At 73.6% G+C, this 20,001-nt stretch carries 17 protein-coding genes and 1 tRNA gene; 14 read left to right on the forward strand and 4 right to left on the reverse strand.

From position 1 onward, the window contains the following. The first annotated feature begins 21 nt into the window (after window positions 1-21). The 4 genes from ACFFF6_RS18055 to ACFFF6_RS18070 all read left to right on the forward strand — a co-directional run bounded on the left by ACFFF6_RS18055 (window position 22) and on the right by ACFFF6_RS18070 (window position 3,533). The gene (locus tag ACFFF6_RS18055) at window positions 22-753 is read left to right on the forward strand and encodes a metal-dependent transcriptional regulator (RefSeq protein ID WP_376982893.1); all 732 of its coding nucleotides are present in this window, start codon (window positions 22-24) and stop codon (window positions 751-753) included. 186 nt (window positions 754-939) lie between these two features. Next, a complete protein-coding gene (locus ACFFF6_RS18060) occupies window positions 940-1,890 on the forward strand; it encodes a C40 family peptidase (protein WP_376982894.1) in 951 nt (316 codons plus the stop codon). Between the two features lie 104 nt (window positions 1,891-1,994). Then, on the forward strand, window positions 1,995-2,873 hold the full coding sequence (locus tag ACFFF6_RS18065) for a hypothetical protein (protein ID WP_376982896.1): 879 nt from the start codon (window positions 1,995-1,997) through the stop codon (window positions 2,871-2,873). A gap of 51 nt (window positions 2,874-2,924) precedes the next feature. Beyond that, complete coding sequence (locus ACFFF6_RS18070) at window positions 2,925-3,533, forward strand: dihydrofolate reductase family protein (RefSeq protein ID WP_376982897.1); 609 nt, start codon at window positions 2,925-2,927, stop codon at window positions 3,531-3,533. Between the two features lie 116 nt (window positions 3,534-3,649). Here the strand turns inward: ACFFF6_RS18070 and ACFFF6_RS18075 are convergent. Further along, window positions 3,650-3,722: transfer RNA gene (locus ACFFF6_RS18075), tRNA-Arg, on the reverse strand. 116 nt (window positions 3,723-3,838) lie between these two features. Here ACFFF6_RS18075 and mobA point away from each other — a divergent pair. Next, window positions 3,839-4,597 carry a molybdenum cofactor guanylyltransferase gene (mobA, locus tag ACFFF6_RS18080; RefSeq protein ID WP_376982898.1) on the forward strand — a complete coding sequence of 253 codons (759 nt, stop codon included), beginning with the start codon at window positions 3,839-3,841 and terminating at the stop codon, window positions 4,595-4,597. Window positions 4,598-4,608: 11 nt separating this feature from the next. Next, a complete protein-coding gene (locus tag ACFFF6_RS18085) occupies window positions 4,609-5,241 on the forward strand; it encodes a copper resistance CopC family protein (protein WP_376982899.1) in 633 nt (210 codons plus the stop codon). A gap of 91 nt (window positions 5,242-5,332) precedes the next feature. Here the strand turns inward: ACFFF6_RS18085 and ACFFF6_RS18090 are convergent, their stop codons facing one another. Beyond that, window positions 5,333-5,515 (reverse strand): antitoxin, encoded by a 183-nt coding sequence (locus tag ACFFF6_RS18090; RefSeq protein ID WP_376982900.1) that lies wholly within the window; start codon window positions 5,513-5,515, stop codon window positions 5,333-5,335. Window positions 5,516-5,663: 148 nt separating this feature from the next. Here ACFFF6_RS18090 and ACFFF6_RS18095 point away from each other — a divergent pair, with 148 nt between their 5' ends. The 5 genes from ACFFF6_RS18095 to ACFFF6_RS18115 are packed head-to-tail and all read left to right on the forward strand — an operon-like array spanning window position 5,664 to window position 13,275. Next, window positions 5,664-6,455, forward strand: coding sequence for a DeoR/GlpR family DNA-binding transcription regulator (locus ACFFF6_RS18095; protein ID WP_376982901.1), 792 nt, complete (start codon window positions 5,664-5,666; stop codon window positions 6,453-6,455). Window positions 6,456-6,512: 57 nt separating this feature from the next. Further along, a complete protein-coding gene (locus ACFFF6_RS18100; RefSeq protein ID WP_376982902.1) occupies window positions 6,513-11,216 on the forward strand; it encodes a PDDEXK-like endonuclease domain-containing protein in 4,704 nt (1,567 codons plus the stop codon). Further along, the gene (locus tag ACFFF6_RS18105; protein ID WP_376982903.1) at window positions 11,213-11,434 is read left to right on the forward strand and encodes a hypothetical protein; all 222 of its coding nucleotides are present in this window, start codon (window positions 11,213-11,215) and stop codon (window positions 11,432-11,434) included. The genes ACFFF6_RS18100 and ACFFF6_RS18105 overlap by 4 nt, the downstream gene beginning before the upstream one ends. Before the next feature lie 36 nt (window positions 11,435-11,470). Beyond that, window positions 11,471-12,298 (forward strand): pyrroline-5-carboxylate reductase, encoded by an 828-nt coding sequence (proC, locus tag ACFFF6_RS18110; protein WP_376982904.1) that lies wholly within the window; start codon window positions 11,471-11,473, stop codon window positions 12,296-12,298. 20 nt (window positions 12,299-12,318) lie between these two features. Next, window positions 12,319-13,275, forward strand: coding sequence for a beta-ketoacyl-ACP synthase III (locus ACFFF6_RS18115; RefSeq protein ID WP_376982905.1), 957 nt, complete (start codon window positions 12,319-12,321; stop codon window positions 13,273-13,275). A gap of 292 nt (window positions 13,276-13,567) precedes the next feature. Here ACFFF6_RS18115 and ACFFF6_RS18120 read toward each other — a convergent pair whose 3' ends face one another. Next, window positions 13,568-14,236: a potassium channel family protein gene (locus tag ACFFF6_RS18120; protein WP_376982906.1), complete on the reverse strand. Its 669-nt coding sequence runs from the start codon at window positions 14,234-14,236 to the stop codon at window positions 13,568-13,570. Window positions 14,237-14,285: 49 nt separating this feature from the next. Continuing rightward, window positions 14,286-15,620, reverse strand: a complete 1,335-nt coding sequence (locus ACFFF6_RS18125; RefSeq protein ID WP_376982911.1) for a TrkH family potassium uptake protein — start codon at window positions 15,618-15,620, stop codon at window positions 14,286-14,288. Window positions 15,621-15,857: 237 nt separating this feature from the next. Between ACFFF6_RS18125 and ACFFF6_RS18130 the strand changes: the two genes are divergently transcribed. The 3 genes from ACFFF6_RS18130 to ACFFF6_RS18140 all read left to right on the forward strand — a co-directional run. Then, on the forward strand, window positions 15,858-17,096 hold the full coding sequence (locus ACFFF6_RS18130; protein WP_376982907.1) for an acetoin utilization protein AcuC: 1,239 nt from the start codon (window positions 15,858-15,860) through the stop codon (window positions 17,094-17,096). A gap of 226 nt (window positions 17,097-17,322) precedes the next feature. After that, window positions 17,323-19,125, forward strand: a complete 1,803-nt coding sequence (locus tag ACFFF6_RS18135; protein ID WP_376982908.1) for a dynamin family protein — start codon at window positions 17,323-17,325, stop codon at window positions 19,123-19,125. After that, a partial coding sequence (locus tag ACFFF6_RS18140) for a GTPase family protein (protein ID WP_376982909.1) occupies window positions 19,122-20,001 on the forward strand: 880 nt, incomplete at its 3' end. The genes ACFFF6_RS18135 and ACFFF6_RS18140, both read left to right, overlap by 4 nt.

Here is a 20,001-nt window from a genome sequence, read left to right on the forward strand (position 1 = left end):
CAGGCAGGTGGGAGAGCACACGTGAGCAACGATCTGATCGACACGACGGAGATGTACCTCAAGGCGGTCTTCGAGCTCGAGGAGGCGCACATCCCGCCGATGCGGGCCCGCATCGCCGAGCGTCTGGGCCACAGCGGGCCGACGGTCTCGCAGACGGTCGCGCGCATGGAGCGCGACGGGCTGCTGCACCTGGACGAGGAGCGCCATATCCGCCTGACGCAGCTGGGCTGGTCGAAGGCGACCTCCGTGATGCGCAAGCACCGCCTCGCCGAGCGGCACCTCCTGGACCATCTGGGGCTGGAGTACGCGCTCGTGCACGAGGAGGCATGCCGCTGGGAGCACGTCATGAGCCTCGAGGTCGAGCGTCGCATCGCCGAGCGCCTCGAGCCCCCGTACATCGACCCCTACGGGAACCCGATCCCCGGCCTCGCCGAGCTGGGCGTGGACGGGGTGAGCGTGGAGACGGGGGTCACGGACGAGGGTAAAGACCATCCCAAGCGCCTGAACGTGCTGCTGGCCGATGCCCCCGACGGCGCGACCCTCGATGCGTCACTGGTGCGGATCGGCGAATGGGCGCAGAGCGAAGCCGATGTCCTGGGCGAGCTCGCACGTCACGGGCTCCGGCCGGGCGCCGAGGTGCATGTCGAGCGGATCGGCGACATCTACGCGCTCACGGCGCAGGACGGCGCGACCCTCGAGATCTCCGAACGCATCGCAGGTCAGCTCGCTGTGAGGCCGCTCACACAGGGGTAAAGGGTGGGTCAAGCTCTTCTCCAGACCCTGTAGCGCAGGCAGGTTCCCGCGACCGTGCCGCATAGTCTCGTGGGCGTGCCCGGGCTCCGTCCCGGTCATCCCCGCCGGAAGCCCACCGCGCACCGGGCCGGGGTCCACCTCGGTATCAGCGCGGGAGCGGATCGCTCGGGCAGGGGAGCACATAGCGTGTCGAACACTGCGAAGAACACCCACCGCCGCCAGATGCGGACGGTCACTCCGGCCGTGCGCGCCGGACGCGCCGCCGCCGGGGCTGCCATCGCGGCGGGCATGCTGTTCGGCGGTGCCGCCGCGGCGACCGCCGACGGCGATTCCGCGACCGAGAACCTGCAGGCCGACGCCGCCGCCGCCCCCGCCGTGATCGCCCCTGCCGCCGCTCCGGCCGTCGGCATCCCCGCGGTCGCCGGAGCCGAGGACGCAGCCGCCACCCCGCTCGCATCGCTCTCCGCCCCGGGCCTGTCCGCCTCCGTGCCGGAGCCCGAGCCCGAGGTCGTCCCGGAGACCCCGGTCGAGGCCGACGCCTCCTCCGCCTCCGAGGAGACCGACGAGGACTCCAGCTCGAGCCGCACCGAGACCCGCGAGGACGACTCCCGCGCCGATCGCTCGCAGGAGCGCTCCTCCTCGGACGAGTCCTCCTCGGAGGAGTCCTCCTCGTCCTCCTCCGAGGACGATTCCACGGAGTCGAGCTCCTCCTCGAAGAAGGAGAAGAAGAAGGAGTCCTCGGACGAGGACTCCTCGAAGGACGAGTCCTCGGAGGAGTCCTCCTCTGCTCCCTCGTCCTCGAACGGCAGCAGCATCCTGGCCACCGCCCGCTCCGGGATCGGCGTCCCCTACGTGTACGGCGGTTCGGACCGCAGCGGCTGGGACTGCTCCGGCTTCGTGGCCTGGGTCTACGCCCAGCACGGTGTCTCGATGCCGCATTCGGCCGGTGCACAGGCCGATATGGGGACCCGCATCTCCCGCTCCGAGGCCCGCCCCGGTGACCTCGTCTACAAGCCCGGCCACATCGGCATCTACGCCGGCAACGGCAAGTTCGTCGACGCCGGCAACTCCCGCGTCGACACCTCCGAGCGCAAGATCTACTCCGGCGACTGGTCGTTCTACCGCATCGGCGGCTGACCCGCTCGCCCCCAGCGGCCCTGCACCGAGCACGGTGCGGGGCCGCTGTGCATCCGCGGAGGGGCGTGGTGCCCGCGGCCGGGTGAGGGCGCTACCGTTCTTCCATGAGTTCACTGCGTGACGTGCTCGCGACGGTCCTGCTGATCGCCGCCACCGTGCTGGGGGCGCTCTGGCTGCCCTCGATCTGGGTCGCGGACAACGTCGTCGACCAGGACGGGTTCCTCGCGATCACGGACCCGCTCTCCGACGATCACGAGTTCCAGAGCTCCATCACGGATTCCGCCATCGAGGCGCTGCTCGCGGACGACCGCATCCCGGAGTGGCTCGCCGACCGCATCGAGCCCCTCGCGAAGGACCAGGCATCCCGCTTCGCGCAGACCGATGCCTACGCCGAGATCTGGCGGGCCACGATGCTCGACATCCACACGGGCCTGCTCGAACCGGGCCCCTCGGAGGTGGTCGTGGACGTGGCGCCCGCAGGAGCGGCGCTGCTCGGCTGGGTCGAGGAGCTGATCCCGCTCCCGGGCATCGAGGCCCCCGCCTCCCTTCCCATCACGGTCGCCACCATGCCGGCGGTCGGAGCGCTCGAGAAAGCCGCGGCCCTCGCGCCGTGGGCGGGGCGCCTCGCCGTGATCGCACTCGTCCTGGTGGCCGCGGCGCTCCTGGTAGCCGCGCATCGCCGGGCGGTCCTCGTGGGCGCCGGCGTCGGCATCATCGTCGCGGGAGCCGTCGCGCTCCTGCTGAGCTGGCTGATCGAGCCGCTGATCCCCGATGTGCTGGACCGCATGGACTTCGTGGGTCCGCTGCTGCAGGTGTTCGAGCAGCAGTTCAGCGCCGATCTCGCGCCGCAGGGGCTGATCCTCGCAGGCGTCGGGGCCGCGGTCGTCGTCGCGGGGATCCTCGCGCTCGCGCTGCGTCCGGCCGCGCGCGAGGGCGTCTCCGCCGGATCTGATCACCTCGACACCCTGGCGGCGGGGAACTAGGCTCGGCCTGCGAACGAGCTGCCGCATGCGCAGTCCGAGAAGGAGCGCACCATGGCAGAGGAACGCAGGCTCACCTACTTCGTCGCGGCGACCGTGGACGGCTTCATCGCCGGACCCGACGGGAGCGACCCGTCCGGTCCCGGCGGGTTCTGGCCGGTCACCGATGACTACATCGCATTCCTCGCCTCGGCGTATCCGGAGACGCTGCCGGTCGCCGCCCGGGAGGCCCTCGGCATCTCCGGGGAACCCGAGCAGTTCGACACCGTGCTGGAGGGGCGCAGATCCTACGAGATCGGGCTCGCAGCCGGGGTCGCGGATGCCTATCCGCATCTGCGCCACCTGGTGTTCTCGACCTCGCTCGAGCAGCTCCCGAGCGCGGAGGTCGAGCTGGTCCGCACCGATCCGGTCCAGCGGGTCCGTGCCCTGAAGGCGGAGGCGGGGCGCGGGATCTGGCTCGTCGGGGGAGGGACGCTCGCGTCCGCGCTCCGAGCCGAGATCGACGAGCTCATCGTGAAGCTGAGCCCCATCACGATCGGCGCGGGGATCCCGCTGTGGGGAGGTGGCGCGGCATTCGGCGTCGAAGCCTGGACGAGGAGCGATGTCACCGCTCTTCCTGGCGGAACCACCGTCCTCCGCTACGCACGCACGCGCGAAGAGTGAGGTCCGCTCCGTCGTCTGGGCAACGTCTGCGGGCAGCGGACCGCCCGAGCGGCGGTCGGGACAGCGTCTATCGGCGGCGGACCGCGCCTGTGGCGGACGGCCGCTCCACCGGACAGTGCCCCCGGGCAGATTCGAACTGCCGACACCCGCTTTAGGAGAGCGGTGCTCTATCCCCTGAGCTACGGAGGCGCGGCTCGCGCGGGGAGACCCGCGGCGCACCGTGGACCATCGTAATGCACCGGCGCCGGGGCCGATGCCGCCGAGGTCCCGGTCGGGACCGGGGGAGGGGTGGTAGAACTCTCGGCATGGATCGCGCACGGCACGTCCCGGCTCCGCCCCCCGCGGGCGGGCCACATCCGCGGACGGCCACCATCGTGCTCGCGGGCGGCCGATCGCGCCGGATGGGCGGTGTGGACAAGACCCGCCTCGCGGTGGGCGGGGCGTCCTCGCTCGAGCGGGTGCTCGCCGCGGCTCCGCTCGGTCCGCGGATCATCGTCGGGCCCGGGGACGGGGTGCCCGCCGGGGTCGTGGCGGTGCGCGAGGACCCGCCGTTCAGCGGGCCCGTCGCCGCCCTCGAGCGCGGGGTCCGCGAAGCCGAGGCGCTGCTCGGCGCCGCGGTGGCCCCGGCCTCCGAGGTCGATGTGCTGGTCCTGGGCGGGGACATGCCGCTGCTGGAACGCGGGGCGCTCGAGATGCTGCTCGGGGCCGCCGGGCCTCCGGATCCCGCCGCCGCAGCGGCCGAGCGCTCGATACGGCCTCTCGCCGCCGCGCCTCCGATGCGGCCGGTCCGCGTGGCCGTCGTCGAGGACGGCCACCGCGAGTTCCTGTGCGCCGCCTGGCCGCTGCCGCTGCTGCGCGCCTGCCTCGACGAGGTGCGCGGCGGGGAGGGGGACTGGCGTGATCTGAGCCTGCGCCGGCTGTACGCGCGGATCCCGGACGAGCTCCTGTGCGAGGTGCCCCTGCCAGGGCATGTCACGGCCGACATCGACACACCGGAGACCCTCGCCACGGCCCGGGCCCGCGCGGCCGCCCACGACCCGGAGTTCCCCAGCTCCGGGATCTAGAGTGCAGAGCCGTGAGCACCGCGAACCTCTCCGTCTTCCGTCGTCTCCTCGCCGCCCTGGGCCTGGCCGTCCTCGTGCTCGCCGCGCTGCTCGGCGTCGCGAGCCCCGCGCTCGCCCATGACCACCTGGTCTCCTCCGACCCGGCCGACGGCGCCCAGCTCGAGACGAGTCCCGAGCAGATCACGCTGACCTACTCGGCGGAGCTGATGGACGTCTCCCCCCTCGTGCGGATCCTCGACGGCACGGGAGAGACGGTCCTCGAGCAGGCCCCGACGATCGAGGGGATCACGGCGACGGTCCCGCTCGAGGAGCCCCTCATCGCCGGGGACTACACGGTCCAGTGGCGCGTGGTCTCCTCGGACGGCCATCCGATCGAGGACTCGTTCACGTTCTCCGTCGCCGAGGGCGCCGGCGCCCCGGCGACCGGCGGGCCCGATGCCGAGGATCCCGCCTCCGCGGAGGCGACGACCGCCGCGCCGGAGCAGACCTCGGCTCCCGCGGCGACGCCGGAACCCGCCTCGACCGACACCTCCAACGCGCTCCTTCCGGTGTTCGTCGGCATCGGCGCGATCGTCGTGATCGGCGTGGTCATCGCGCTGCGCGCCGGCCGTCGCGACCCGAACGGGCCCTCCGGCCAGCACTGAGCCCGTCCGGCGGTCCCGCCCCGGGCACGAGCGGGCATGAGACGGCCCCCGATGCGAGCGCATCGGGGGCCGTTCCTCTGCTCGGGGCGGCTCAGTTGCCGCCCAGGCCGAGCTGGTCGCGCGCGGCGTCCGCGCCCTGGTCGACGAGGCCGTCGACCTGATCGGGGGTCTTCTCCTGGATCTTCTCGGTCGCGGTCTCGATGACCGCCTCGACCTGCTCGGAGTTCTCGGAGGCGAGGTCCTTGGCCTTGTTCAGTGCATCGTCGAACTTCATGGGCTTCTCCTTCGTCGGAAGTGACCGGTCGGTATCGACCGCCGTGACCACCGTAGGTCACGATCCGGTCTCGAACAACAGTGGGGCGCCCGCGTCCTCGATCCCGCATACTGGAGGATCGGAGGGCACGCCGGCGGAAGGACGCGGAATGCTGGACAAGAGCTCGAGGTGGGATCACGTGCTCGCCATGCTCGCGCGGGACAAGCGGCTGGGCGTCAGCGAGGTCGCCGAGGAGCTGTCGATCAGCGAGTCCACGGTCCGCCGGGACTTCGTCGAGATGGAGCGCGCCCAGCTCGCACGCCGCACCCACGGCGGGATCGTGGCGATCGATGTGGCCTACTCCCTGGCGATCAACAGCCGAGCCGGGGACGAGGGCGCCGATGCGCGCGAGCGAGTCTCCGACTTCGCCGCGACCCTCGTCCAGCCCGGCCAGATCGTCGGCTTCAACGGCGGCCGCTCGACGACCGCGACGGCCCGCACCGTCGTCGCCCGCCCCGACATGGACTCGCGCGACGGCCGACCCGGCCTGACCGTGGTCTGCGCCGCCCTCAACATCGCCATCGATGCCGTGCTGCGCCCCGCGATCCGCACGGTCGTGCTGGGCGGCGTGGCCGAGCCGCACTCCTTCGAGCTCACCGGGCCGATGGCCACCGCGACGATGCGCGACCTGTGGCTGGACATCATGTTCGTCGGCATGATCGGCCTGGACGTCCAGGCCGGGCTGACCTGTCACTCCGATGCGGAGGCCGGGGTGACCCGGACGATGATCGGCCATTCCCGCCGCGTCGTGGGTCTCGCGACCGCGGACAAGATCGGCCAGCGCGCGCTCGCGGGGATCTGCCCCGTCGGAGCGCTCACGGATCTGGTGATCGCCGGGGAGCTCGATCCCGGCATGCGCCGCCACCTCTCCGACACCTCGGTGCGGCTGCACGAGGTGTGAGCTCGGCGTCGGTCGTGCCTGACGCGGGGACGGCGCCGGGAACGGTACCGTCGAGCCATGTGGAAGAAGCGGCGCGCGAGGAAGCTGACGGGGCGGTCCGCCCCCTCGGCCCGGTCGGACGGTCAGAGCAGCTCGGGCTCCGCGCCCGCCCCGGCGGAGGGCGGTGCGCCGCACCGCGCTGAGAGCCCCGCGAGCTCGATCTCCGCAGGGACCCCCGCCTCCCCGGCGTCCCCCGCATCGCCGTCCCCCACGGACTCCGGCACGGCCGCCTCCCCGCCTTCGCCCGCGGAGCCGGGGACCCGCCGCGCCGTCCCCGCACGACCCGAGGCCGACGTCGAGTACGCCGTCCGCCACCGCAGCGGACCCGCCCTCCCGCACATCGCCCCGGAGCAGGAGGAGGACGACGTCCCCCCGCGTCTGCGTCACTTCGCCCCGCTGAGCCGCGCCGACCGGGTCGGCGACGCCCTGGACCGCTGGTCGCTCGAGATCACGGGCACCACCCGCGGCCCGTCCTTCCTCACGCACATGCGCGCCGGCGACCACGTCCTGGACCTCTCCCACTCGCATCCCTCGGGCCTCGCCCAGCTGCTCGCCGGGCGCGGCCCCACGCGACTGTCCTCCCTGGTGCGGGAGGTCGGCGCGCTCGCCGACGCCCGCGCCCACGCGCGGGCGATCCGGGAGACCGCGGAGCGCCAGGCCGAGGAGATCGGCCTGACGACCTGCCATCTGGGCATCGGCGAGGCGACCTGGGTGCCGGTCGAGGGCGGACGTCCCCTGCACGCCCCCGTGCTCGTGCGCCCCATCACGCTGCGGCTGCGCGGCAACGCCCGCGAGGACGTCGACCTCGACCTCGACGCGACCGTCGAGCTGAACCCGGTCCTGCTGCGCGCCCTGCGCGAGTCCGGGGTCGCGGTCGACAGCCGCGCCCTGCTCGCCACCACCGACGGGCCCTACGGCTTCGATCCCAACCCGGTCCTGGACGCCTTCCGCGCCCTCGGCGAGCCCCTGCCGGGCTTCCGCGTCAGCCATGCCCTCGTCGTCGGCAACCTCATGGACGCCGCAGGCCCGCTCGCCGAGGACCTCGCCGCCGATCGCGCCGAATGGACCGACCACGACCTCGTCGCCGCCCTCGCCGGCGATCCCGAGGCGCAGAAGGCGCTCGTGGCCGCGGACTCCCAGCCCGTTCCCGTCCCCGAGGACGAGCTCGTCGCCGCGGTCGACCCGGACCGCCACGAGGTCCTCGAGCATGTCCTCGGCGGTGCGCATCTGGCGCTGACCACGCCGCCGGGCGCGGAGGTCCTCGACCTCGTCGTCGACCTCGCCGCGGAGCTCAACTCCCGCGGGCGCACCGTCCTGATCGTCTCCCAGCGGCGGCGCCATCTCTCCCGCCTGGTGGCCGATGCGGAGGCCCGCGGGCTCGGCGACCTGCTCTTCGACCTGTCGCCGGATCCCTCCCTGCAGCGCAACGCCTCCGCCGCGCTGCTGCAGAGCCTGCGGGGTGCCGGCAGCGTCCTGGCCCCCGTGGAGCCGGAGGAGCCCGAGGAGCTGGCCGCCGCCCGCGAGACCCTCACCGGGCACGTCGAGGCGATGCACCGCATCCAGGAGCCGTGGGGGGTCTCTGCCCACGACGCCATGTCGGAGCTCGCCCGGCTCACCCGGATGCGCCCTATGCCCCGCACGACCGTGAAGCTCCCGGCCGAGGTCGCCGCACGCATGATCGGCTCCGCTCGGGCCGACTTCGTGCGGGCCCTGCAGGAGTCCGCCGAGGTCGGACTGCTCAGCATCGGCCCCGAGGACACCACCTGGTTCGGCGCCTCCATCAGCTCCGACACCCAGGCGCAGCGCGCACTCGCCCTCGTCGAGCACCTGCGCGACACGCTCCTGCCGGCCGTGCGCGAGGCGATCGCCGCGACCGGATCCGAGCTCGGCCTCGAGGACGCGCGGACCCTCGAGGAGCTGGCCGGGCGCATCCGCGTCCTGGAACGGGTCCGGCAGGTCCTCGCCGTCTTCCACGTCGACGTGTTCGACGCGCAGCTCGAGGACATGATCGCCGCGACCGGCACCAAGCAGTGGCGCCTCGAGCACGGCGTCGAGCTGGGCTGGCGGACCCGCCGGGCGCTGCGGCGACGCGCCGCCTCCCTGCAGCGGCCGGCCTCGCTGTCCCCGGACCTGCACGCCGCCCTGCAGGACGTGCAGACGGTGCGCGACCGCTGGCGCCGCGCCGCGGCCAGCCCGGACGCGGTGCCCGCCGCCCCGAGCGCGCTCGCCCAGGCGCATCGGGCCGCGGAATCCCTCGAGACCGCGCTCGACGAGCTGGCCGTGCTGCTCGAGGGCACCCCGGAGGGCACCGACCTCCCCGTCACCGACGTCGACGCCCTCGCGGACCGCCTGGAGCGGCTCCACGCCGACCGCGACGACCTGGAGGACCTGCCGCGGCGCACGACCCTCGAGCGCCGTCTGCGCTTCGACGGCCTCGGCGAGCTGCTCGAGGACCTGCGCGAGCGCGGAGTCCGGGCGAGCTCGGTCGAATCGGAGCTCGAGCTGTCCTGGTGGTCGAGCGTCCTCGAGCTCATCGCCGCCGCGGAGCCCACGATCTCGCAGTACGACGGCGCCTCCCTGTCGCAGGTCGCGGACCGTTTCCGGCGCCTGGACATCGAGCATCTCTCCACGGCCCCCCAGCGGGTGCGCGCCGCCGCCGACGCCGCCCTCGTCGAGACCATGAAGGCCTTCCCGGACACCTCGCGGGCCGCGATCGCGGAGCTCGCCCGCTCGGCGACCATCTCCGTGCGCGATCTGGCCGCGAAGTACGAGGACATCCTGTTCCAGGCGCGGCCCACCTGGCTGGCCTCCCCGTACCTGGTCCCGCAGATCGTGCCGCGCGGCCGGCACTTCGACGTCGTCATCGTCGCCGACGGCGGGCGCCTCCCCACGGCGGCGGCGCTCAGCGCGATCGGCCGTGCCCGGCAGACCGTGGTCATCGGCGATCCGCTGGAGTATGCGGGCCATGACGGTCCCGTGCTGCTGGACGACATGCTCCGGATCGCCGCGCACCGGCCCCTGCGCCGCGACACCCGCCCCGCGACCGAGGGCCTGCGCGCCTTCGCCCAGCGGCGCAGCCCCATGCCCGCGATCCTCGCGGTCCCCAGCCCCTTCGGGATCGAACCGGACCGCCTGGTCCTCGTGGAGAACGGGCGCGGTCCCGTGACCGCGGGCTCCGAGTACGTGGAGAGCACCGAGGCGGAGCTGCGGCGCGTGACCGATCTCGTGATCGAGCACGCCCGCACCCGCCCCGAGCGCTCCCTCGCGGTGCTGACCCTCACCGCCGAGCACGCCCGGCGGGTGATGGAGCGGGTCATGTCCACCGTCTCCGTCGTCCCCGAGCTGCGCTCCTTCTTCGACGCGAGCGCCCGGGAGTTCTTCGCCGTGCTGCCGGCCTCGCAGGCCACCGGCATCGTCCGGGACGACGTGATCGTGTCGATCGGCTTCGGGAAGACGCCGCACGGCCGGCTGCTGCACCGCTTCGGGCCCCTGTCGGGCCCGGACGGCCGCAAGGCCCTCGCCTCCGTCATCACCCGGGCCCGCGGCCGCACGAGCGTGGTCTCCTCGATCACCTCCGAGGATCTCGACCCGGTCCGGCTGCGCACCGACGGCGCGCGGGATCTCCGCTCCCTGCTGCGGGTGCTGCGCGGGCTTCCCGATGACATGGTCGAGGCCGCCGGCGATGCCGAGCAGGCCGAGCCCGGGCGCACCTGGGTCGGCGCGAGCCGCGGCGGATCCGCAGCGGATGCGGACGATGCGCAGGAGCCGCGCCAGCTCACCGACGAGGAGCTGGACGCCCAGATCGAAGCGGCGCTCGCCTCCGAGGACACCGACGACGACACCGACGACGCGGAGGACACGGCGACCCCGGAGCCGGGGAGCGCGGAGGGCGCCGAGCCGGAGGAATCGGACGAGCCGCCGACCGAGCGCGCCGACGAGCCCCACGACGAGGACGGATCCGAGGACGCGGGGGAGGCCGCGGGCACACCGGACGACGCAGAAGCCGCGGAGGCCGGAGATGACGCCGATGCCGGCGATGACGCGGAGGCCGATGCCGCGGAGTCCGGGGATGCCGCGGAGTCCGAGCCCGTGCAGGATGTCGCCGCCCCGGTGCGCCGAGTCCTCGAGACCGACGCCCTGCTCGGCGACCTCGCCGACCGGCTGTGGCGCCTGGGCGTCAACGTCGAGGCGGACTTCGGCCTCACCGAGGACCGCATCGAGCTCGTGCTGGGCCACAAGGACCTGCCGGGCCGGTTCCTCGTCGCCGTCGACACCGACGGCGACCGCTACGTGAGCACCCGCAGCCAGCGCGAGCGGGACCGCCTGCGGGCCGAGCGGCTCGAGGCCGGGGGATGGGCGACCGAGCGCGTCTGGTCCTGGGCCATGTTCATCGACCCCGAGGGGGAGGCTGAGCGGATCCGCAGGTCCGTCGACCGGACCCTCGCCCAGCTGCGCGCGGACGGGGACCGCACCACCTCGCAGGGGGCCGCGACCGTGCGGCACCGGCTCCCGCGTCCGCAGATCGTGGCCGGGCATCCGCTGTCCTTCTACGCGAGCGAGGACTTCGACCAGGTCGTCGAGTACATCTGCTCCGATGGGCGCGCCCGTCTCGAGGACCAGCTGGCCGCGGAGGTGCGCGGCTTCCTCGGCTTCGAGCAGCGATCGGTGCTGCTGGACGTGTCCGTCTCCAGCGCCATCCGCCGCTTCCAGGAGCGCCAGTGAGCACGAGGCGGGGCCGCGTGGTCATCTCCTCTCTCACGGGCGAGCCGATCCCCTGGGACGAGGAGTCGCAGGCCCCGGTGCCCGGCCCGGGCGCGGTGGATCGCCCCCTCATCCCCGACTGCGCGGAGGCCGACTCCCGCGACGTCGAGACCTCCGGGTCCTCCGACGACGCCCGCATCACCCGTGACGTCCCCCCGCACTGGGGAAACGGACGCTGACCTGCGCCGCCCAGCTGTGCGCCGTACTGTGACCCCATGGATTCCCCGACCGACCGTGACCTCAGCTCCCTGACCCTCGTGATGCTCGGCGCGGGCAGCATGGGCGGCGCCTTCGCCGCCGCCGCCCGCGCCGCCGGCGTCCCGGGAGCGAACATCCTGCTCATCAACTCCACCCCCGCCTCCTCGCAGCGCGCCGCCGAGAAGCTCGGCGCCCGCGCCGGCTCCCTCGAGGACCTCGCGCGCGCGGACGTCCTCGTCCTGGGGGTCAAGCCGTACCAGGTCGCGTCCGCGCTGCCCGGTGTGCGCGAGCACCTCACGGACCGCACCCTCGTGATCTCGCTGATCACCGGGCTCACTCTCGCCGCCCTCGCCGAGGAGCTCCCCGGGATCCCGCTGCTGACCCGCGCCATGCCGAACACGCCGATGGCCGTGGGGGAGGGGGTCACCGCCCTCATGCACGCCGACACCGTCCCGGACGAGCAGCGAGAGCTCGCCCGGCAGCTGCTCGCCGCCTCCGGCCTCGTCGAGGAGGTCCGCGAGGACCAGGTCCACGCCGTCATCGGTGCCGCCGGCAGCAACACCGCCTTCGTGCTCTACGTGATGGAGGCGATGATCGACGAGGCCGTGCGCCAGGGCCTGACCCGCGATCTCGCCACCCGCATGGTCGAGCAGACCGTGCGCGGCGCCGCGACCCTCGTGCAGAGCACGGGCGAGCATCCCGCGCTCGCCCGCGCCGCCGTCTCCAGCCCGGGCGGCACCACGGCCGAAGGGGTGGCGGCCCTCGACCGCGCCGGCGTCCGCGCCGGCATCGCCGCGGCGATGGACGCCGCGGCCGCCAAGTCCCGCGCCATGACCGGCGCGTGAACGAGAGGACCTCAGCCGCCATGACCTTCCGCGACCAGCCCGGCAGCCGCATCATCGGCACCGGCTTCTTCCAGCCCGAGCGCGTCCTGACCAACCAGGAGCTCGAGGCGATGGTGGAGACCAGCGATGAGTGGATCCGCCAGCGCACTGGCATCGTCACCCGCCGGATCGCCGGGGAGGACGACACCGTCGCCAGCATGTCCGCGCAGGCCGCGCGGATGGCGCTGGCCGATGCCGGAGTCGACGCCTCCGAGGTCACCCAGGTGATCGTCGCGACCTGCTCGAACGATGAGCGCTCCCCGAGCGCGGCCGGACGCGTCGCCGAGGCCCTCGGCATGAGCAGCCCCGTCGCCTTCGAGGTCGGAGCGGCCTGCTCCGGCTTCGAGCATGCCCTCGCGATCGCGGACCAGTCCCTGCGCACCGGTGCCTCGAGCACGAGCCTCGTGATCGGCGCGGAGAAGCTCTCCGCCGTCACCGACTACACCGATCGCACCACGTGCATCCTCGTCGGCGACGGGGCGGGGGCGGCGGTGCTTCGCCCGGCCGAGCGCTCGGGCGTGTCCCCGGTCGTGTGGGGCACCGAGCCGAGCCTCGCCGACGCGGTGCGCATCGGCCCGCCCAGCGGGAGCTTCTCCCAGGAGGGGCGCAAGGTGCTGGGCTGGGGGCTGCGCCAGGCCCCGGTGATCGCCCGGCGCGTCGTGGCCGATGCGGGCCTGGACATGTCCGACATCGACGTGTTCATCCCGCACCAGGCGAACCTGCGGATGATCGAGCCGCTCGCCGCCGCACTCGACCTGCGCGAGGACGCCGTCGTGGCCGACGACGTGATCGTCTCCGGCAACACCTCCGCGGCGACGATCCCCCTCGCCATGGCGAAGCTGCGGGCCGAGGGGCGTGTGAGCAGCGGGGACACGGCGCTGCTGCTGGGCTTCGGCGGCGGGTTCAGCTGGGCCGGACAGGTCGTCGACCTGCCCTGAACGGGCCCGCCGGTCGGCGCATGGTCGTTGCGCGATGCCCGTGGATGACGCAGCCCCGCACGGTTCTGCGTCATCCGCGGGCAGGGCGGGTCGGGCTGCTGGGGCGGTGACCGTGGATGGTGCAGACGCTCGTGGTTCTGCCTCATCCGCGGGCAGGGGCCCCGGGTGTTCTGACATCTGCCTCAGGTACGGGCAGCGGCGGGGCGGCGGGGGCCGGTAGCCGGCTCTGCGTCAGCCGTGCGGGCGGACGGTGCGCCGCGGAGGGGATGGACGCGTTCGGGAACGGCTGCCCTCAGGGACGGTTGGAGAAGCGCTCGATCAGCTCGGTGTGCCCGGAGACGATGAGCAGGTCGTGGGCGGTCACCATCGTCTTCGGGGTCGCATAGGTGAAGTCGCGGCCCGGCGACTTCACGCCGACCACGGTGACGCCGTACTTCGCGCGGATGTCGGACTCCTCGAGCGTGAAGCCCTGCGTCTCCCGAGGCGGGTGCATCTTCACGATCGCGAAGCCGTCGTCGAACTCGATGTAGTCGATGAGTCGGCCGTTGACCAGATGCGCGACTCGCTGCCCGGCATCGGCCTCGGGGAACACCACGTGATGCGCGCCGATGCGCTCGAGGATCTTCCCGTGCGGCGCGCTGATCGCCTTCGCCCAGATCACCGGCTTGCCGAGGTCGACGAGGTTCGCGGTGATGAGCACGCTGTCCTCGAGGGAGGAGCCGACCCCGACGACGGCGACCGAGAAGTCCGCGGCCCCCACCTGCGCGAGGGCGTCCATCTGCGTGGCGTCCGCCTCGACGACGTGGGTGAGCCGACCCGAGAACTCCTGGACCAGGTCACGACGGGTGTCCATCGCCAGGACGTCGGTGCCCAGGGACTCGAGGGTCAGCGCGATCGAGGCGCCGAAGCGGCCCAGGCCGATGACGAGCACGCCGCTGCGCCCGACGCTGCGATCTCCCACGTGTCCTCCTCCGTCCGGTCCGCTACGGAACGGTACACCAGGGCAGGGATCAGCCGACGATCGGACGCTCCTCGGGGAGGTGCACCATCCGGGTCCGGGAGCGCAGGGCGAGAGCGGCGCCCAGGGACATCGGACCGATCCGTCCCACATACATACAGGCGACGAGCACGTACTTGCCGGCCGTGCCCAGGTCGCCGGTGATCCCCATGCTCAGCCCCACCGTGCCGAAGGCCGACAGCACCTCGAACAGCACCGATTCGAGGGCGAAGGGCGTGATCCGGAGCATCACGAAGGTCGCCACGAACACGACCGCGGCGCTCATGAACAGCACGCCGATCGCCTGCCGGATCGTCTCCTGCGGGATGCTGCGCCGGAACACCTCGACATCCCGGTCGCCGCGCGCCTCCGCGACCAGCGCGAGGATCAGCAGCGCGAAGGTCGTCACCTTGATGCCGCCGCCGGTCGAGCCGGAGCCGCCCCCGATGAACATGAGCAGGTCCGTGAACAGCTGCGTCTCGTTGTGCAGGGCGCCGATGTCGAGGGTCGAGAGTCCGCCCGAGCGGGGCATGACGGCGGCGAAGGCGGAGGCGAGGACCTTCGTGCCGATGTCGTGGGGTCCCAGCGTCGCCGGGTTCGACCACTCCATCACCAGGTGGACCACGAAGCCGGCGAGGAACAGGATCCCCGATGTCGCGAGCGTCAGCTTCGCATGCAGCGACCACTTCCGCGGCGTGCGCCACTTGCCGACCAGCACGAGGATCACGGGGAAGCCGAGGGAGCCGACGAAGACCGCGGTCGCGATCGGGACCGAGAAGTACGGGTCGGCCAGATACTGCGCCGTGCCCGCCGCCTCCGGGACGAAGCCCCCGTTGTTGAAGGCGCTGACTGCATAGAACATGCCGAAGAACAGCGATTCCCCGAGGGGGTGCTCGTTCGCGATCATGAACGGGGTCAGCGCCAGGAAGGTCAGCAGCTCGAAGGACGTCGAGGTGATGACGATGGTGCGCAGCACCGAGCCGACCTCCGCGAGCTTCTCCGCGCGCGTCTCCGAGGCCGTGATGACCCTCTGCGCCAGACCCATCTGCCGGCTCACCGACAGCCCCAGCAGGGAGGCGAGGGTCAGCACGCCCAGACCGCCCACCTTCATCGAGATCATGATCACGACCAGCCCGAAGGTCGACCAGTGCGTGCCCGTGTCGACGGTGACCAGCCCGGTCACCGTGGTCGCGGAGACGGCGGTGAACAGCGCGTCGACGAAGGGGGTGCGCGTGCCGTCCGTGGTCGCGACGGGCAGGGACAGCAGCGCCGTGAACAGGCCGATGATCGCGGTGAACACCAGCAGCGCCAGCCGCGAGGAGGAGGAGCGCGCCGCCGAGCCGACCATCCGGCGGATCCGCGCCCGGGCCGCGGTCCCGGCCCGCGTCAGCAGGCGCGCCGTGCGCGCGAACGGGCCCCCGGGGGCCTCGCGCGTCTGGTGCTCGCTCATGCCTCGCCTTCCTCGGGGGCCGGCGGCTCCCTGTGCTCCGCGCGAAGTCTACGAGGTCCCGGTGCGCGGGAGGAGGCGGCGTCCCGCAGGCGGGTCCGATGAGCGGCCCGGTCGACGGCTGGGTACGCTCGGCCCATGAGCTCCGACGCGCTGGCCCCCGTCCCCGACGGCACCGCGGTGGTATGGGACCCGTCCCTGCTGGCTTACGACTTCGGCCCCCTGCACCCCATGTCGCCGATCCGGTTGCAGCTCACGGAGCTGCTGGCCCGCAGCACCGGCGTGCTGGACCGTCCCGGGGTGCGCCTGCTCGTCCCCGGCGTCGCCTCCGACGAGGAGCTGGGGCTGGTCCACGACCGCGCGTACATCGCGGCCGTGCGGCGCGCCTCGAGCCCGGAGGCGCTCCCCGCGGCCGATGAGCTGATCGGCTTCGGGATCGGCGGGGAGGACGTGCCCGCCTTCCCGGGCATGCACGAGGCGAGCGCCCGGATCGTCGGCGGCTCGATCGAGGCCGTCGACGCGATCCGCGCGGGTCTCGTGACGCGGGCCGTCAACTTCGCGGGCGGCATGCATCACGCCCGCCCCTCGCAGGCCGCGGGATTCTGCGTCTACAACGATGCGGCCGTCGCGATCACGCATGCCCTGCGGGCCGGGGAGGAGCGCGTCCTCTACATCGATCTGGACGTCCACCACGGCGACGGCGTCGAGCGGGCCCTGTGGGACGAGCCGCGGGCCGTCACCCTGTCGGTCCACGAGTCCGGGGAGCACCTGTTCCCGGGCACCGGCTTCGTGCAGGACCAGGGCGGGGCAGGAGCGCTCGGCACGGCCGTGAACCTGCCGCTTCCGCCGCGCACCGACGCGGACGGCTGGCTGCGCGCCCTCGGCGCCGTGATCCCGCCGCTGGTCGCGGCGGTGCGGCCCACGCTGCTGGTCACCCAGCACGGGGCGGACACGCACCGGAGCGATCCGCTGGCGGACCTGCGCGTGAGCCTCGAGGCGCAGCGGGAGGCCATGATCCTCATGCGCGAGATGGCCGATGCCCACACCGGTGGACGCTGGCTCGCGCTGGGCGGCGGGGGCTACTCGGTCTTCGACGTGGTGCCCCGCTCCTGGACGCATCTGCTCGCGGTCGCGACCGGCGAGCCCCTCGACCCGGCGGCACCGCTGCCGCCGGAGTATCTCGCCGGGGCGCGGCGGCTGCTGGGGACGATGGGGCTGGGGGAGGCGCGGATCGGCGAGACCTTCGGCGACGGACGGGCGCTCGCGCCGCGTCCCTGGATCGGCGGCTACGATCCGCAGGACGATCTGGACCGGGCCGTGCAGGCCGCCCGTCGCAGCGCCTTCCCCGAATGGGGCCTCGACCCGTTCCTGGACTGATCGTCTCCGCTCCGGCCGGAGGTGTTTCGAGGCACGAGAGCCCCCGCAGGCGGGTGCGGTGGCGATCGGTCGACGCTGACGGGACTGATCGTCTCCGCTCCGGCCGGAGGTGGTTCGAGGCACGAGAGCCCCCGCAGGCGGGTGCGGTGGCGATCGGTCGACGCTGACGGGACTGATCGTCTCCGCTCCGGCCGCCGGTGCGGGGTGGGGCTGTCACAATGACGCCATGACCACCGATGACCCCTCGGCCCCGGACCCGACCGCGCTCGACGCTCTCGCGGACGATCTGCGCGGCGTGCGGCTGCCATTCCCGCTCGACGGGGCGCAGGAGGGTCGCGGGGACGTCGACGCGGCCCTGTCCCAGCTTGCGGACCATGTGCGCCCGCGCCTGGAGTCGCTCCATGCCCCGCTGCTGGTGGTGATCGGCGGCTCGACGGGCGCCGGCAAGTCCACCCTCGTCAACTCGCTCGTGGGACGGGCCGTCAGCCGGGCGGGCGCGATCCGCCCCACCACCCGGCGCCCGGTGCTGATGCACCACCCCGAGGATGCGGCGTGGTTCGAGGGGCCCCGGATCCTGCCGGGGCTCGCGCGGGTGAGCGAGGGCTCCGCGGACGCTGTCGCGGGCGCGGACGCCTCCGCGCCCGTCCCCGCGGCCGCCGGGGACGAGGCGGCCGCGACCAGCCTCGCCCTCGCGCCCAGCACGGCCATCGGCCGCGGCATCGCGCTGCTGGACGCCCCGGACATCGACTCGGTCTCGAGCGGCAACCGCGAGCTCGCCCGGCAGCTGCTGCGCGCCGCGGACCTGTGGCTGTTCGTCACCACCGCCAACCGCTACGCCGATGCCGTGCCCTGGGAGGTGCTGCGGACGGCGGCCGCCCGGGACGTGACCGTCGCCGTGGTCATGAACCGGATCCCGCCGCGCCCCGGGGTCGCCGAGGAGCTCGCCGCGGATCTGCGGACCCTCCTCGCCGCCGATGGCCTCGAGGACTCGCCGCTGTTCCTCGTCGAGGAGTCCGCGCTGGACGCCGACGGCATGCTTCCCCCCGCCGCCTCCGCGGAGATCCGCGGCTTCATCGACGATCTCGCCCGGGACTCGGTCTCCCGCGTCGTGATCGCGCGGCGCACTCTCGCCGGGGCGATCGGCGCTCTCGCCGTGTCCGCCCGGCAGATCGCGGAGCAGGTCGCCGCCCAGGAGGAGCAGCGGGCGCGCCTCGGGGAGGAGGTCGCCGTGGCCTTCGCCGCGGCCCGCGAGCGCATCGACCAGGTGATGGGGGACGGCTCCCTGCTGCGCGGCGAGGTGCTCGCCCGCTGGCAGGACGTGGTCGGCACCGGTGAGCTGATCCGCGGTCTGGAGACGGCGGTGGGGCGGGTGCGGGATCGGGTGGTGCGGATGCTGCGCAGCGAGCCGGCGCCGGCGATCGCGGCGGAGAACGCCCTCGAGTCCGGTCTCGTGCAGGTCGTCCTCGACGAGACCGGGCGCGCGGCGGAGCAGGCCGAGGCCGCCTGGCGCGCGACCGCCTCGGGGAGGATGCTCCTCGAGGGCCGCGATCTCGCCCGTCTGCCCGATGATCTCGCCGCCCGCGCCTCCGCCGCGGTCCGCGCCTGGCAGGGCGATGTGCTCGAGCTGGTCCGCGCGGAGGGCGCGGACCGGCGTGCCAAGGCGCGCATCCTCTCGCTCGGCGTGAACGCGGTCGGCGTGGCGCTCATGGTCGTCGTCTTCGCCTCCACGGCCTTCATCCCCACGGGCCTGGAGGTCGGAGCAGGGGCGGCGACCGCCGTGCTGGGCCAGAAGCTGCTCGAGACGATCTTCGGGGACGAGGCCGTACGGCGCCTGGCCCGCACCGCGAGGGAGAGCCTGGCATCCCGGCTGGACGAGCTCATCGGCTCTCGGGCGGAGGTGTTCCGCGATCGCCTCGCGGAGGAGCCCGCGGGCACGGGCGCCGAGCAGCTGCGCACCGATGCCGCGCGCCTGGAGGCGCTCGCCGCCCGTCTGGGCGACCCGCGGACGTCGCAGGGGGAGAGCCGATGAGCCGGCGCCGCGCCGCCCCCGCCCTCCCGGAGCTCGCCGCGGCCCTCGGGCGGGCGGCGGAGTCGATGGATCAGATCGCTCCTGCCTCGGCCCTGGCCCATGCCCGCGACGTCCTCGCCCGCGGACGGCGCCGACGGACGCTCTCGGCCGAGCACACCGTGGTCGGCGTCTTCGGTGCGACCGGATCCGGCAAGTCCTCTCTGGTCAACGCCCTGGTGGGTCAGCAGATCACCCGCGCCGCGGTGCGGCGCCCGACGACAGCGGCCCCGGTGGCCGCGATCGTCGGCGAGGACGGCGCGGAGGAGCTCCTGGACTGGCTGGAGGTCGGGGACCGCCATGTGCTGGTTGGGGAGAGCTCGCTGGCGGGCGAGGCGGAGGGCGGCGGGATCATCCTGCTGGACCTCCCGGACCTCGACTCGGTCGAGCGGGGGAACCGGGCGGTCGCCGAGCGGATGACCGGCCTCGTCGACGTGATCGTCTGGGTCACCGATCCGCAGAAGTACGCCGATGCCGTCCTGCACCGCGACTTCGTCGCGCCCTTCGCCGGCCATGAGGCCGTGACCCTCGCGGTCCTCAACCAGGTCGACCTGATCCGTCCTGGCGAGCGGGCCGGCGTCCTCGCCTCCTTCGCGGCGATCCTGCGCCGTGACGGGCTCGCGGACGTCGAGGTCCTCGGTGTCTCCGCGCAGACGGGGGAGGGGATCGAGGAGCTGCGCTCCCGGCTGCGGAGGATCGCGCGCGCCCGGGACGCGGCGACGCTGCGAGGCCGCGCCGACGTGCAGCAGGCGGCCCGCCGTCTGCGCGAGGCCGCCGACCCCGCAGGTCTCCCTGCCCGGGTCCTCCCGGCCGATGCCGCCGCCGTCGACGCGGCCGTCA

The organism is Brachybacterium hainanense (genome assembly GCF_042434575.1).
Classification (GTDB): domain Bacteria; phylum Actinomycetota; class Actinomycetes; order Actinomycetales; family Dermabacteraceae; genus Brachybacterium; species Brachybacterium hainanense.